The following is a 14,497-nucleotide window of genomic DNA, read 5'->3' as shown; positions in this document are numbered from 1 at the left end:
GAGCCCGGCCCGCCGGCCAACCGGCCCGGCGGACACGGACGGGCCCGTCGGCGTGCGGCGGGCCCGTCGGGTCGGGGGAGCGGTACGGATCAGTTGACGAGGGCGTTCACCAGCACCAGGCCGATCACCGCGCCGACCACGCTGGCCACCGCGGCGTACCAGCCGAGCGGCTTGTCGCCCAGTACCGCGCCGACGACGCCGAGGATGACGCCGAGCACGCCGAAGATGATCGGGTTGAGCAGGAGCGCGAGGACCGCGAAGACGAAGCCCAGGATGGTGCAGATGCGGGCGGCGTTGCTGCGCGGACGGGCGGTGCTGGGCATGTCGGCCATGTCTGCCTCCGTCGGAGAACCTGCGATGTCAGCCGATCTCTACCCACAACGGGTGCCCGGCACGCCTCGCGAACCGCGACACGCCGGGATCAGTGGAAGATCTTCAGCCCGACCACGCCCGCGATGACCAGCGCCAGGCAGGCGATCCGGGGCAGGCTGGCCGGCTCGTTCAGCGCCAGCATGCCGACCAGGGCGGTGCCGGACGCGCCGATGCCGACCCAGATCGCATAGCCGGTGCCGACCGGGATCTCGCGCAGCGCGTACGCCAGCCCGGCCATGCTGAGCACCAGGGTCACCACGAAGACCAGCGACGGGACGGGGCGGGTGAAGCCGGCGCTGCGGTCCAGGGCCACCGCCCACGCCGTCTCCAGCAGTCCGGAGACCACCAGCACGAGCCAGGCCATTCGGAGTCCACCTCTGCGGGTTGCCCGGACCGCCGGGGCCGGGACGAGTCGAGTCTGCTGTCACGCGGGGCGTCTTGGCCTGACCGGGTACGCCCGCCACTCGTCCGGGGCGGCCCGGCACCGGGCCACCGGGGCCGACGTTAACACCGGCCGCCTCCCCGGCCGGGCGTGGGTGAGCCGGGCCACCGTCCGTTGACCTGAACCTCACTTCAGCTTGCAGGATGGGTCCATGACGCTGCTCTTCTCCGACCGCGAGGTCACCGCCGCGCTGGACGCCGCCACCACGGTGGCTGCCATGCGGGACGCCCTCCTGGCCGCGTACGCGGGCCGGCTGGTGGCACCGCCCCGGGCGTCCGCGTCGCTGGGCGGCGGGCGGATGGTGCTGACCGCGGGGCACCTGACCGGCGAGTGGTACGGCTTCCGCTCGTACGACACCTTCGGTCACCCGGAGGCGGAGCAGGTGGTGGTGCTGCACGACGGGCGTACCGGGGCGGTGCTGGCGGTGGCCGTCGGCGAGGAGCTGGGCTCGCGGCGTACCGGGGGACTGGGCGGGGTCGCGGTGGACGCGCTGGCCCGGCCGGACGCGGCCAGCCTCGGCGTGGTCGGCTCCGGGCGGCAGGCCTGGACGCAGGTCTGGGCCGCCGCCGCGGTGCGCCCGCTGCGCGAGGTGACCGTGTACAGCCGCTCCGCCGCCCGGCGGGAGGCGTTCGCCGCCCGGGTCCGCGCCGAGCTGGGCCTCCCCGCCCGGGCGGTGGACTCGGCCCGCGCCGCCGTGCGCGACCGGGACCTGGTGGTGCTCGCCACCGACAGCCCGACCCCGGTGCTGGACGCCGCCGACCTGCGCCCCGGCACCCACGTCAACGCGGTCGGCTTCAAGCAGCGCGACCGGGCCGAGTTCGGCACCGACCTGCTGGACGCCGCCGACCTGCTGGTCACCGACTCGCCGGCGCAGGCGTCCGCGTACGCGCCGCCGATGCTCGCGGCCGATCCGCCGTACGTCCACCGGCTGCTCGACCTGGGCGCGTTGCTGGCCGGCGCCGCCGCCGGCCGGACCCGGGCGGACCAGATCTCGGTCTTCTGCTCGGTCGGCCTGGCCGGTACCGAGGTGTTCCTGCTCGACCGGCTGGTCGCGGTGGGCGCGGTGGCCGCGGCCTGACCTCGGTCCGGTCCGCGCCGGCGGCGCATCCGGCCGGGCGGATGTGAGCCGGCCTACTGCCGGCGGCCCGCCGAGGGCGGGGACCGGCGTCCCGCCCGGTACCCTCGGATGGTGTCTGCCACCTCTCCGTCCGAGCTGTCGCCCGCCGGCGACGGCCGCCGTGTCGCCCTGCTGACCCTGGGCTGTGCCCGCAACGAGGTCGACTCGGAGGAGTTGGCCGCCCGGCTGCACGCCGACGGCTGGCAGGTCACCACCGACGGCGAGGGCGCCGACGTGGTGGTGGTGAACACCTGCGGCTTCGTGGAGAAGGCCAAGCAGGACTCCATCCAGACCCTGCTCGCCGCAGCCGACACCGGGGCCAAGGTGGTCGCCGCCGGCTGCATGGCCGAGCGGTACGGCCGCGAGCTGGCCGAGAGCCTGCCCGAGGCGCAGGCGGTGCTGAGCTTCGACGACTACCCGGACATCGCCGCCCGGCTGGACGCCGTCGTCGCCGGTGAGGCGCTGGACGCGCACACCCCGCGGGACCGGCGCGAGCTGCTCCCGCTGACCCCGGTCAAGCGGCGGGCCGCGACGGTGTCGCTGCCCGGCCACGGCACCCCGGCGCGGGCCGCCGTCGAGACCGACGCGCACACCCCGGCCCACCTGCGCCAGGTGCTGCGCCGGCGGCTGGACACCGGCCCGGTCGCCTCGCTCAAGCTGGCCAGCGGCTGCGACCGCCGGTGCGCGTTCTGCGCCATCCCGGCGTTCCGCGGCGCGTTCGTCTCGCGTACCCCGGACGAGCTGCTGGCCGAGGCGGAGTGGCTGGCCAAGACCGGCGTCCGTGAGCTGGTGCTGGTGAGTGAGAACTCCACCTCGTACGGCAAGGACCTGGGCGACCCGCGGGCGCTGGAGAAGCTGCTGCCGCAGCTCGCCGCGATCGACGGCATCGTCCGGGTGCGGGCCAGCTACCTCCAGCCGGCGGAGACCCGGCCCGGGCTGGTCGAGGCGATCGCCGCCACGCCCGGGGTGGCCCCGTACTTCGACCTGTCGTTCCAGCACTCCAGCGAGCCGGTGCTGCGCCGGATGCGGCGGTTCGGCTCCACCGACCGGTTCCTCGACCTGCTCGCCAGCGCCCGGGAGCTGGCGCCCGAGGCGGGCGCCCGGAGCAACTTCATCGTCGGCTTCCCCGGCGAGACCCGGGCCGACGTCGACGAGCTGGTCCGGTTCCTGACCGCGGCGCGGCTTGACGCGATCGGCGTGTTCGACTACAGCGACGAGGACGGCACCGAGGCCGCCGGGCTCTCCGGCAAGGTCTCCGCCGCCACCGTCAAGCGCCGCTACGACAAGCTCAGCGCGCTCGCCGACGAACTCTGCTCGCAGCGGGCCGAGGAGCGGCTCGGTTCGACGGTCGAGGTGCTGGTCGACTCGGTCTCCGACGGCGTGGTCGAGGGGCGCGCCGCGCACCAGGCTCCCGAGGTGGACGGTTCCACCACCCTGGTCGCTCCGGACGGCGGCGGGGTGGACCTGGCCGCGCTGCGCCCCGGTGACCTGGTGCGGGCCACGGTCACCGGCACCGAAGGGGTGGACCTGCTCGCCGTACCGGATGAGATGATCTCGGCGGCGCCCGGCGCGGCACGGTGACGGCGGGCCCGGACGGAGCGGGGAGGCCACGTGGTGGGGTACCGGGAACGCCACGGCGGTCCACGCGGGGTGCGGCGGTGACTGGGGCGACCGGGTCGACGCCGGCCCCGGTGGTCGGCCGGGTGCCGGTGCTCAACGCGGCCAACGCGCTCACCGCGCTGCGGCTGGTGCTGGTGCCGGTCTTCGCGGCCAGCGTGGTGATCTCCGCGATGAGCAACGCCGGCTGGCGGATGGCCGCCTGCCTGATCTTCGCCGTCGCCTCGGTGACCGACCTGGTCGACGGCTGGATCGCCCGCCGGTTCGGCCTGGTCACCTCGGTGGGCAAGGTTGCCGACCCGATCGCCGACAAGGCGCTCACCGGCGCCGCGCTGCTGCTGCTCTCCTGGTACGACCGGCTGCCCTGGTGGGTGACCGCGGTGATCCTCGCCCGCGAGCTGGGCATCACCGCCCTGCGGTTCTGGGTGATCCGCCGGGGCGTCATCGCGGCCAGCCGGGGTGGCAAGATCAAGACCGCGCTGCAGATCCTGGCCATCGCCTGGTATCTCTGGCCGATGCCGGCCGCGCTGGCCGCCGTCGGCCCCTGGATCATGGCCGCCGCGGTAGCGGTGACCGTCATCACCGGCTTCGACTACATCGCCCAGGCCCTCCGCCTCCGCCGCACCCCCTGACTTCAGGGGGCGCCCCCGTCGATCATGAAGTTGTTGACGCGACACGCCGGTGTGGAGGTCGACAACTTCATGATCAACCGGCCGGTCCCCGGGGGTGGGCCGAGCGGCCCCCGGGGCGGGGGTGGTTGATCGGGGGCGGTGGGGGAAGGATCGGGGACATGCAGAGCAGCGACGCGAACGGGGAGCGGCCGGTCGGCAGCCCGGCGGCGGCGGTGGTGCACAGCCTGACCGAGCGGGCGGAGACGCTGGCCACTGTCGAGTCGCTCACCGGCGGCCTGCTGGCCGCCTCGATCGTGGAGATCGCCGGGGTGAGCGGCGTCTTCCGCGGTGGGCTGGTGGTCTACGCCACGGAGCTGAAGTCCGAGCTGGCCGGGGTGCCGGCGGACCTGCTCGCCGAGCGCGGGCCGGTCGACCCGGACGTGGCCGCCGCGCTCGCCGAGGGCGGCCGGCGGCGCTGCGGCGCCGACTGGGGCCTGGCCACCACCGGGGTGGCCGGCCCGGAACCGCAGGACGGCAAGCCCGTCGGCCTGGTCTACGTGGCCGTGACGGGGCCGGGCGGCAGCACCGTGCGCCAGCTGGACCTGGACGGCGGGCGGGACCACGTGCGGTCGGCGGCGGTGATCGAGGCATTGCGGCTGCTGGCCGAGCGGATCCACGAGGCCGACGCGGACCGGGCCGCCGCCGGCGTGTGAGCCACGCCGTTCCGCCGGCAGCGCGGTGTCCCGGCGCCGTCGTCGAGCCCGTGCCGGCGAGGTGGTGCTGACCATGCCGTTCCGGGGTCGCCGGGGCGGCGCCGACCGGCGGAGCGGATCTGCGGTGGGCAGACAACCCGCGATCCCCGGGCGGGGTGGGATGTCGCCGGGCGCGGCAACGGGTACGGTTGCGGGAAGGCTCCGGCGGTCGGGGCCGGCGCGGTCGCCGCGCCGGGCCGGGCGACCGGGGGCGACAGTGGTGTCCCACAGGGGGAGGTGCGATGGTCCTGCTACGCCGGGTGATCGGTGACGCACTGCGGGCGCGCCGGCAGGGGCAGCACCGCACCCTGCGCGAGGTCTCCTCCGCGGCCAACGTCAGCCTCGGCTATCTCTCCGAGATCGAGCGCGGCCAGAAGGAGCCCTCCAGCGAGTTGCTGGCCGCCATCTGCGACGCGCTCGGCGCGCGCCTGTCCGAGCTGCTGCGTGAGGTCAGTGACACGGTCGCGCTCGCCGAGCAGATGCCGGGCGTGCTGGTGCCAGTGCAGGACGAGCCGGCCGCGGTGGCGCGGCCCGCCGTGCGCAAGGCCACCGGCCGGTCCGTGCACCAGGTCAGCTCCGACGGCAAGGTCGCCGTCTCGGTCCACCAGGATTCCCCGCTCAAGGCCACGCTGCGCAGCACCCGGGTGCGCCAGACCGACCGCGACGTGGTCTGCGCCGCATGATCCCGACCGGGCGCGCTCCGTGGCCGTCGGTGGCCCGCGCCGCGTAGGGTTGATCGCGGACGGTGCCGGTGTTGCCCGCCGGTCGAGTACGGATGCCGCGCTGGCGTCCGGCTGGGACGATGGAGCCAGCGCCGCGCCCGGACCGTCGGGCCGTGCGGCACGGTGCGGCGCAGCGACGCGACTGAGGGGATACCGCGGAGATGGCGAACCCGTTCGTCAAGGGTTGGAAGTACCTGATGGCGCTCTTCGGCGCCAAGATCGACGAGCATGCCGATCCCAAGGTGCAGATCCAGCAGGCCATTGAGGAGGCACAGCGCCAGCACCAGGCGCTGGTGCAGCAGGCCGCCGCGGTGATCGGCAACCAGCGCCAGCTGGAGATGAAGCTCTCCCGCCAGATGTCCGAGGTCGAGCGGTTGCAGGGCAACGCCCGGCAGGCCCTGGTCCTCGCCGACCAGGCCCGGGCCCGGGGTGACGAGGCCGAGGCCGGGCGCTACGAGCAGTCCGCGCAGACCCTCGCCTCCCAGCTGGTCTCGGCCGAGCAGGCCACCGAGGACCTCAAGACCCTGCACGACCAGGCGCTCGGGGCCGCCGCGCAGGCGCGCAAGGCGGTGGAGAACAACTCGATGATCCTCCAGCAGAAGCTCGCCGAGCGCACCAAACTGCTCAGCCAGCTGGAGCAGGCCAAGATGCAGGAGAGCGTCGCCCAGTCGCTGGAGTCGATGTCGGCGCTGACCGCCTCCGGCACCACCCCCACCCTGGACGAGGTGCGCGACCGGATCGAGCGGCGCTACGCCAACGCGATGGGCCGCGCCGAACTGGCCGGCAACTCCGTCGAGGGGCGGATGCTGGAGATTCAGAAGGCGACCCTGGACTCGGCCGGCTCGGCCCGGCTGGAGCAGATCCGGGCCAGCATGGCCGGCGAGCAGCTCGGGGCCCAGCGGCAACAGCCTGCCGCGCCGCGCGCCGAGCAGGCCGAGCCGGCCGCGCCGGCCGCCGACCCGGCGGCCGCCGCCCGGCTCGACGAGATCCGGGCCAGCATGAGCCGGGAACGAGGCACGGGGGACACCACCGCCGCCGGCTGAGCGGCCGCAGGTCGAGGAGGCACAGGTGGCAGACGAGCGTACCCGGTACTTCCGGCGGCTGAGCCGGCTGCGGCGGTCCGCCCGCCGGTGGAGCGTGCTGGCCGGCGGGCTCGGTGGCGCCGCCGCCGTACTCACCCCGTACGCCGGGCTGGGGCTGCCGGACGCGGCCTGGGCCGCCGGCGCCGGCAGCGCGGTGGCGCTGGCCGCCTGGCGCTGGGTCGACCTGCGGGCGCTGGCCGCCCGGCCGGCGCCGCCGCCGCTCGACCCGGCCGAGGCCGCCGCCCGGTCCCGGGCCAGGCTGGTCGCCGCGGTGGAACGGCTCCCGGTCGGCCCGGGCGTGCTCGCCGAGGTACGCCGGGTCCGCTCCCGGGTGGCGTTGCGCGGCACCAGCGCCGCCGAGCCGTGGGCCCGGCTGGACCGGGCCGCGCTGACCCTGGCCGGGATGGCGCCCCGGCTCACCGGCCTCGCCGAGCCCGCCGTGGTGGAGGCGGCCACGGCCGACCGGTCCCTGCGTGACCTCGCCAACCGGGTGGCCAGCGTGGAACGCGCGCTGCGGCTCGCTCCGGCCGACGCCCGCCCGCCGCTGGCCGAGGCGCACCAGGCACTCACCGCGCAACTGGACAGCGGCGTCGCCGCGTACGAGCGGCTGGTGGTGGCCGCCGCCGGCTACGTGGCCGAGGACGCCCGGCCGGACGCCGAGCACCCGGCCGCCGCCCAGCTGACCGAGGCGACCGACCTGCTGCACGGCGTCGCCGCGGCGCTGGCCGAGCTGCGCGCCGTCAACACCCCGCTGCGCGCCCCCTGAGCCGACCGGCTCACTCCGGTGTACTGACCGGGACCGGCGTGGTGTACGGCGAGCTGCCGACGACGTTGAACGAGCGGACCCGGTAGTGGTAGGTGACCCCGCGGGCCAGGCCGGTGTTGGTGAATCCCCGGCCGGTGACCGTGAAGGTGGCCACCTCGCGGCTGAATTCCGGGTCCAGGGCCCGCTGCACGATGAACCCGGCGCCCGGCCCGGTCGGGGTGCTGGCCGACCAGCCCAGGATCACCGTGGCGGTGTCAGGGCCGGGCGCGGTGGCGGTGGCGCTCACCGCGGTCGGTGTGCCGGGCACCGGCGGGGTGGTCACCGTGGCCACCGTCGACCAGGGTGAGGCCGCACCCAGGTACGTCGTCCGCACCCGGTAGTAGTACGTGGTGTCGGGGGCGACGGCGGCGTCCAGGTGGTGGTCGCCGACGCCGATCGCGGTGGTGCCCGGCCCGCTGGTGAACGTCGGGTTGGTGGCCCGCTGCACGTCGATGCCGGTGGCGAAGGAGCGGTTCGCCCAGCGCAGCGCGACCCGCAGCGGTGCGGCCGGCGGGATCACCGCGGCCAGCCCGGCGGGCGCGGTCAGCCGGACCGCGGCCGGCACGCTGTTCGACCAGGCGGAGCAGCTCACCGCGTTCTCGGCGCGGATCCGGTAGTGGTAGGTCACTCCGGGCGTGACGGTGGCGTCGGTGTACCGGGTGGCGGTGGCCGCCACGGTGATCTCGGTCAGCCCCTCGGTGAAGGTGGCCTCGGTGGCCCGCTGGAGCAGGTGGCTGGTCGCCGGAGGGCGGCTGCCGTTGCCGGTCCAGGCCAGCGCGATGGCCGGCAGCGCGGTGGCCGAGCCGGGAGCGGGCGTGGCGGTCAGCCCGGTGGGCGCCTTCGGCGCCACCCGCAGCACCAGCGGCCGGCTCATGCCCTGGTCGCGGTGCCCGGCCAGCCGGCTGTACCAGCGGTACTCCCAGCCCAGGTTGACCAGCTGGTTCAGGACCATCGCCGGCCGGCCGTCGGCCGGACTCACCGGGGTCGAGCCGGTCCGCGCGCCCGCCGGGCGGGTCGGGTCGAGCAGCCGCACACTGTCGCCGATCTTGAACGGCAGGGCCGGGGCGACCGGCCGCAGGGCGACGATCACGTCCTCCCGTGGGTCGACCCGGACGACCTGCTTCCAGCCCAGCTCGGCTCCCTCCGCCGGCCGGACCGTGCCGTCCCAGCCGACCCGGTTGACGACCTGTACGTCACAGCCGTCGAACTGCACCGGCTGGGTCTGCCGGGCGTGCCCGCTGATCCGCCAGAGCTGGGTGCCGTCGGCGGTGGCGCCGATCCCGACCGCCGGGTCGGTGGCGAAGAGGATCTCGGTGGCCGGGTCGGTCGGACCGAGCGGCAGGGTGGCGGGGGAGAGCGGCCCGGCGTGCGGGTGCTCGACGCCGAGCCGCCCGGTCAGCCGGCCGTACCCGGGCTCGAAGACCTGCTGCACCACCTTGCCGAGCAGCGGCAGGGTCACCGGGGCGCCGGCTCCGGCCGGGGTGAGGGTGACGGTGGTGGCGTTCGCCGGCACCAGGGTCAGCCGGCCGGTGCCTCCGTCGTCACCGGGCCGCGGCACGATCGGTGGCCGCTGGCTGGCCGCGTACGCCCGGGGCAGCCGGTCGCGCAGCCGGGCCAGGTCGTATCGGGGCGCCGGTGTGCCGGCCACCCGGAACTGGAGCAGGGTGCGGGTGTTCGGGCCGTACCCCGCCCGAGTGGGTGGCGCGCCGCCCTCGGCGGTCCGGTCCGGCGCGTCGGTGTGCTGGTCGTAGCGGGGGTCGAAGCCGGGCAGCGGGGCCGGGCAGTCGTTGTACAGGATGAGCGTGCTGCCCGGGGCGACGGTGGCGAAGTCGACCAGCACGTCGGCCCGCTCGCCGGGGGCGAGCAGCAGGGCGTGCCCGTCGACGTTGAGCACGGTGGGGTCGCGGCGGTCGTACCGGTAGCCCACCGGCCGGCTCGGGATCACCACCGGAGCCGGCAGCAGCCCGCACTCGTTGCCGATCTGGACCAGCTCCGGTCCGGCGGCGGCCGGGTCGGGCACCCCGCCGTCGCGCCCGTCGGTCGGCCAGCCGGCCGGGCGGCCCGGCACCCGGACCGCGTCGACCATCGGCACCTCGCCGGCGTCGGCGTCGGCCAGGCTGCCGTCGGCCGCCCACATCGGCCCGGCCGACCGGGCGAGGTAGAGGCCCAGGTTGAGGCTGCGGTCGAGGCAGGCGTTGAGGATCCGGAACCGGTAGGTGCGGGGCTCGACCGTCAGGTAGGGGTAGGCGACGCCGTTGACCAGGATGGTGTCGCCGTACACCTCCGGCACCGCCGACGGGTGCGGCACGCCGGGCGTCCACGGCGGCTCCTCCGGGGCGGTCACCGGGTCGTGGTGCGGGTTCGGCACCGGCTCCGGGCCGGGGTGCGCCGGGCTGGCGCCGTCGGGCCCGGCGGCCGGTGCGCCCACCTCGGCGGTACGCGACCAGGGGCCGTAGTCCCACCGGCCGGTCGGGTTCGTCCCGCCGGCCCGGTACGGGTTCTGCCGGGGCTGGTAGACGTGCGGGTGCCAGAGGCTGCCCCGGGCGCCCCAGCGGTCCCGGTCCCAGGTCGGGTCCTCCCCGGCGAGCTGGGTGTCGTCCGGCACGAAGGTCTTGTCCTCGATCACCAGCGGCACCTGGTCGGCCGGCAGTACCCCGTCGGCGACCAGCTGCTCCTCGGCCGGGTCGGTGAGCAGGTAGAGCGCGACCTGACCGGAGTAGACGGTCAGCCGGGCCAGGCCGAGGGTGTTGTCGTGGAACCAGAGCAGCCGGCCGCTCTGCTCGTTGGGGTAGTAGAGGGTGGTGGCGCCGACCCCGGGCGGCGGCATGTCCGGCACGTGGGTCAGCCCGGTACCGCTCGGGTACGGGGTGATCTCGCCCGCCGGGGTGATCCACTGCCAGGGGTTCCCGGCGCAGATCCAGGCCGTCTGCGCGCCGGACAGGTGCAGCACCGCCCGGTTCTGCGGGTACGGCGCCGGGCCGTCCAGCGGGCCAGTGCCGGCCCCGTACACCGTCTGGTCGACCGGTAGGAAGAGTTCCCCGGCCCGGCCGGTGGGGAGTTGGTTGATGAACTTGATCCGCACCGGCCGCCCCCGCCGGGCCAGCACCACCGGCCCCAGGTGCCAGGGGCGCTCCGGCGGCGCGACGGTGTTGTGCCCGTCGGCGTCGGTGCCGAGGTTGAGCTGCCGGTAGCCGCGCAGCCGGGTGGCCGGCAGGTCCCGGTGCAGGCGCTGGGCGTACTCCTGCAGGCCGATCTCGTAGTAGTCGCAGCCGGGGTAGGTGATGGTGTCCGGCGTGGCCACCGGCAGGTGCGCGCCGAGGTCGTTGGCGCCCAGCGCGCCGAGGCCGGGCAGGGCGTCGACGAACTTCCGGATGCCGGTGCCCGCCGTCACCCGGCCTTCGGTGTCGACCACCGGGCGGGGGCTGCCGGCGAAGTTCGGCACCCGGCCGAAGCAGCGCGGCACCGCGGCCGGGTCGAGGCTGGCCGGCGCGGGGGCGACCGGGTCGGCGGTCCGGGCCGCCGGGACGGTGGGGGTCGGGCCGGCGGTGGCGCCGAGACGGGCCGCCCAGGGGATCCGGAGTCGACGGAACATCACCATGGCTCTCCCCGGGGTCGGGGCGCGGCGGCCACCACCCCGGCGTGGCGGCCCGATCGCGCTCGCGTTGACGATCGGTGAGCACTCAACCGCAGCATGCGACGCGGACGGGTGGGTTAGGAAGTACCCAATCGTCCGTATCTGCTGTCGGCCGCCGGTCGTCCGGTCGCGCCCGCGGCCGCCGGGCGTCGGCGCTGGTCGTCGCGGGTCGACCGGGCCGTGGAAGTTCCACGGCGGGAGGCGTGGAACGGCCCGGTCAGCCAGGCCCGGCCGGCGTCACCCTCCGTCGTCGCGCGGGGGGCGCTCCGGCTGGCAGACCGGGCACCAGTAGGTGACCCGCTCGCCGAGTTCCGCCTTGCGGATGGCGGTGCCGCAGCGGCGGCAGGGCTGGGCCCGGCGGCCGTAAACGTAGCTGGTCCGGCCGCGGTGCAGCGACCCGGTCGTGCTCTGCGTCCAGCGGCCCCGGTTGGCGGCGAGCAGCCGCTGGGCCAGGGTGACCGTGCCGGCGAGGTCGGGCACCTCGCGCACCGGGGTCCACGGCGAGATCCCGCGCAGGAAGAGCACCTCGCACTTGTAGAGGTTGCCGATGCCGGCCAGGTTGCGCTGGTCCAGCAGCGCCTCACCGATCGTCGCGTCGGGGTGGGCGGCCAGCCGGCGGACCGCCTCTGCCGGGTCCCAGTCCGCGCCGAGCAGGTCGGGGCCGAGCTGCCCGATCAGCGACTCCTCCTCGGCGGTGGGCACCAGCGCCACCTCGTGCAGGTGGTAGCCGACCGCGACCGCCCCGGGGCTGCGCAGCACGATCCGGATCAGGTGGGCCGGGCGGGCGGTCCACCGCTCGCCGGGGGCGTACGCCCGCCAGGCGCCCTCCATCCGCAGGTGCGAGTGCAGCGTCCAGTGCACCGGGCCGTCCCGGCCGTCGGGGGCGGCCAGCCGGAGCAGCAGGTGCTTGCCCCGGCTGGCCGACTCCCGCACGGTCCAGCCGGTGAGGTCGGTGGTGGCGAGCTGGGGCACCCGGAAGTCGCTGCCGGTCAGCCGGGCGCCGGCCAGCGCGCGGTGCAGCACGCGGGCGGTGTTCCACACGGTGTCGCCTTCGGGCACCCTGCCATCCTCCACCCGCCGGCGGGCCGCCGGCCCGCTGAGTGGCCGGCGTGCCGGGTGTCGGGGTTGCGGCTGACGTCCGGTTCGGCGCGGAGCGGTCAGCCGGGCTCCGGGGCGGTGACCCGGAGCGGGTCGCCGGGCGCGACGGCGAGCAGGTCGGCCGCCCGGCCACCGTTGACCGCCACCGCCACCAGGCCGGCCGAGTCGCCGTGCACCACCAGTCCGCCGGCCGGGGCGTCGCCGAAGGTCCGCCCGCGCACCGCGTCCCGGCCGGCCACCCGCACCCGGTCGGGCAGCCCGGCGAGCAGCTCCGCCGGTGCGGCGAGCTGCACGTTGCCGAAGTGGTCAACGGTCAGCACCTCGGCGGTGAATCCATCGTCCTCGCGGTCGAGCATCGGCGTCGGCAGCCGGACCAGGGTGTCCGGGTCGACGGCCGGGCCGGCGTCGGCCAGCGGCGCGCCGAGCGCGAGCCGCGCCGCCACCGGTGCGAAGACGTCCCGGCCGTGAAAGGTGTCCGACACCCGCGGCGCCAGCCATCCGGCTGCGGTCAGCTCGACGGCGGCGGTGATCCCGCCGAGCGCCGCCGCGGCGTCGAGCAGCAGGCCGTTGTCCGGCCCGACCAGCAGCCCGCGCGGCGTGGCCAGGCCGACACCCCGGCGGGCCGTTCCGACCCCCGGGTCCACCACTGCCACGTGCACCCCGGCCGGCAGGTGCGGCACGGTCTGCGTGAGCACCGCCGCGCCCCGGCGCACGTCGCCCGGCGGCACCAGGTGGGTCACGTCGATCACCCGGGCGGCCGGCGCCAGCCGGGCGATCACCCCGTGGCAGGCGGCCACGAAGCCGTCCGCGAGGCCGTAATCGGTGGTCAGCGAGATCCACTGGGTCGGTGCCATGCCGGCAGGTTAGTTCCTCCGTCCCGGCGTCGGCGCCTCGCCGTCGGCTGCCAGGCGCAGCTCCAGGATCAGCTCGTCGTGCAGCGGGATGCCGTCCTCTCCGACGGTCGGGATGCTCGGCTTGAGCCGGCGGGCCCGGTCCACGGCGCCCCGGTCCACGCCCACCAGTCGCAGCCCGCGCCGCTGGTAGAAGCGCAGCGCCCGCAGGTTGTCGTTGGTGGTGATCAGCCACAGCCGCGCCGCGCCCGCGGCCCGGGCGGCGTCCGCCGCCGCGGCCAGCAGCGCCGTGCCGACGCCGCCGCCGGGCGTCGCCGCGACCACGCTGACCACCTCCAGGCCGTCCGCGTCGGTGCGGTGGACGAGCGCCCCGACCACGGCGCCGGCACCGTCCACCGCCACCAGGGTGGGCAGCGTACGCAGGTCGAACCGGGTGTCGTGGGCGATCACGTACGGCCCGCCCCACTCGCGCTCGTGCAACGCGTCGACCGCCGCCCGGTCCGCGGGCCCGGCCGGCCGTACCCGCACCTCGCTCATCTCGCCTCCCCGCCCCGGGACCGTCGCGTTCCCGTCCGGGACCGTCGCGTTCCCGTCCGGGACCGTCGCCTTCCCGCCTGCGACCGGCCGGATCGTATCCGCGCCGGGCCGGGCGGGTCCGCCGGATTTTCAGGGCGTGCTGGCAGATATGGGACAGCGGCACTGGCCGACCGGCCACTGCCGGGGCCGGCGGGGCTGTCCGCAGACTGCCGGGGTGACCAACCGGAAACTGTCCGTCGTCGCGGCGCTCCTGATCGCGGCCGCGCTGGCCGCCGCCTGCGGCGACGACGCCGACCAGCGGCCGGGTGCCGCCGGCGTCGCCGCCTCGACCGCTGTCCCGCACACCGGGCCGGCCGTCCCGGGAACCGGCCCGGCGACCGTCCCGGGCGGTACGACCGCGGCCGAGTCGCCGGGCCGCGACGCGCCGGTGGGGCCGAGCGGCACCGCCGGACGCCGCCCGGCCGGCCCGCCGCCGGTGGTGCTGCCCGCCCGGCCGGCCGGGGCGCCCGGTGCGCGGCAGGTAGTCGCCGCGTTCCGGGCCGCCGGGCTGAAGGCGGGCAGCCCCCGGGATCGCTCGGCCGACTGCGGGCCGGACGGCCTCGGGCTGGGCTGCTCGGAGATCGTCGCCACCGACGCCGTCACCGTCTACGTCTTCCCGGACGAGACCAGCGCCGGCGACATCGCCGAGACGTGGCGCGGCCAGTCGTTCCGGCGCGGCGCCGTGGTGCTCAACTACCTGGAGGCGGCGACCCCCGCCGCCGACCGCGCCAGGTACGAGCAGGTGCTCACCGCGCTGCGCTGACCGGGCCCGGTGCGCCCGTGCCCGGTGCGACCAGGTCCTTTGCGTGACCCCGGGC

General features: G+C 76.2%; 14 protein-coding genes and 1 riboswitch. Of the genes, 8 read left to right on the top strand and 6 right to left on the bottom strand.

Features of this window, described 5'->3' with window-relative positions; translation table 11 throughout:
- Window positions 1-89: 89 nt before the first annotated feature.
- Window positions 90-332: a hypothetical protein gene (locus FHX32_RS24475; RefSeq protein ID WP_088995409.1), complete on the bottom strand. Its 243-nt coding sequence runs from the start codon at window positions 330-332 to the stop codon at window positions 90-92.
- An 89-nt stretch (window positions 333-421) separates the two neighbouring features.
- Window positions 422-736 (bottom strand): SMR family transporter, encoded by a 315-nt coding sequence (locus tag FHX32_RS24470; protein ID WP_167187714.1) that lies wholly within the window; start codon window positions 734-736, stop codon window positions 422-424.
- Between the two features lie 63 nt (window positions 737-799).
- A riboswitch (guanidine-III (ykkC-III) riboswitch) is annotated at window positions 800-868 on the bottom strand.
- 97 nt (window positions 869-965) lie between these two features.
- Between FHX32_RS24470 and FHX32_RS24465 the strand changes: the two genes are divergently transcribed.
- From FHX32_RS24465 to pspM, 7 genes are all read left to right on the top strand, one after another.
- On the top strand, window positions 966-1,892 hold the full coding sequence (locus FHX32_RS24465) for an ornithine cyclodeaminase family protein (protein WP_167187711.1): 927 nt from the start codon (window positions 966-968) through the stop codon (window positions 1,890-1,892).
- A gap of 108 nt (window positions 1,893-2,000) precedes the next feature.
- Window positions 2,001-3,512 (top strand): 30S ribosomal protein S12 methylthiotransferase RimO, encoded by a 1,512-nt coding sequence (rimO, locus tag FHX32_RS24460; RefSeq protein ID WP_167187708.1) that lies wholly within the window; start codon window positions 2,001-2,003, stop codon window positions 3,510-3,512.
- A 77-nt stretch (window positions 3,513-3,589) separates the two neighbouring features.
- A complete protein-coding gene (gene pgsA, locus FHX32_RS24455) occupies window positions 3,590-4,180 on the top strand; it encodes a CDP-diacylglycerol--glycerol-3-phosphate 3-phosphatidyltransferase (RefSeq protein WP_167187705.1) in 591 nt (196 codons plus the stop codon).
- A 158-nt stretch (window positions 4,181-4,338) separates the two neighbouring features.
- Complete coding sequence (locus FHX32_RS24450) at window positions 4,339-4,872, top strand: CinA family protein (protein WP_167187703.1); 534 nt, start codon at window positions 4,339-4,341, stop codon at window positions 4,870-4,872.
- Window positions 4,873-5,153: 281 nt separating this feature from the next.
- Window positions 5,154-5,594, top strand: coding sequence for a helix-turn-helix domain-containing protein (locus FHX32_RS24445; protein WP_167187700.1), 441 nt, complete (start codon window positions 5,154-5,156; stop codon window positions 5,592-5,594).
- A gap of 200 nt (window positions 5,595-5,794) precedes the next feature.
- Entirely contained in the window at window positions 5,795-6,676 is an 882-nt protein-coding gene (locus tag FHX32_RS24440) for a PspA/IM30 family protein (RefSeq protein WP_167187697.1), read from the top strand.
- A gap of 25 nt (window positions 6,677-6,701) precedes the next feature.
- Complete coding sequence (gene pspM / locus FHX32_RS24435) at window positions 6,702-7,481, top strand: phage shock envelope stress response protein PspM (RefSeq protein WP_167187694.1); 780 nt, start codon at window positions 6,702-6,704, stop codon at window positions 7,479-7,481.
- A 10-nt stretch (window positions 7,482-7,491) separates the two neighbouring features.
- On the opposite strand, the gene FHX32_RS24430 is transcribed toward pspM, so the two are convergent.
- The 4 genes from FHX32_RS24430 to FHX32_RS24415 form a co-directional block, all read right to left on the bottom strand.
- Window positions 7,492-11,118: a hypothetical protein gene (locus tag FHX32_RS24430; RefSeq protein ID WP_167187691.1), complete on the bottom strand. Its 3,627-nt coding sequence runs from the start codon at window positions 11,116-11,118 to the stop codon at window positions 7,492-7,494.
- A gap of 273 nt (window positions 11,119-11,391) precedes the next feature.
- Complete coding sequence (locus FHX32_RS24425; RefSeq protein ID WP_167187688.1) at window positions 11,392-12,213, bottom strand: Fpg/Nei family DNA glycosylase; 822 nt, start codon at window positions 12,211-12,213, stop codon at window positions 11,392-11,394.
- A 98-nt stretch (window positions 12,214-12,311) separates the two neighbouring features.
- Window positions 12,312-13,106, bottom strand: a complete 795-nt coding sequence (locus FHX32_RS24420; protein WP_167187685.1) for an S-adenosyl-L-methionine hydrolase — start codon at window positions 13,104-13,106, stop codon at window positions 12,312-12,314.
- A gap of 9 nt (window positions 13,107-13,115) precedes the next feature.
- Entirely contained in the window at window positions 13,116-13,640 is a 525-nt protein-coding gene (locus FHX32_RS24415) for a GNAT family N-acetyltransferase (RefSeq protein WP_167187682.1), read from the bottom strand.
- Between the two features lie 214 nt (window positions 13,641-13,854).
- On the opposite strand from FHX32_RS24415, the gene FHX32_RS24410 reads away from it, so the two are divergent.
- Window positions 13,855-14,442, top strand: coding sequence for a hypothetical protein (locus tag FHX32_RS24410; RefSeq protein WP_167187679.1), 588 nt, complete (start codon window positions 13,855-13,857; stop codon window positions 14,440-14,442).
- The last annotated feature ends 55 nt before the right edge of the window (window positions 14,443-14,497 follow it).

This window comes from Micromonospora sp. CNZ280 (assembly GCF_011759515.1).
The sequence above is the reverse complement of the archived record's forward strand: the minus strand, read 5'-3'. Positions and strand labels throughout refer to the sequence as shown.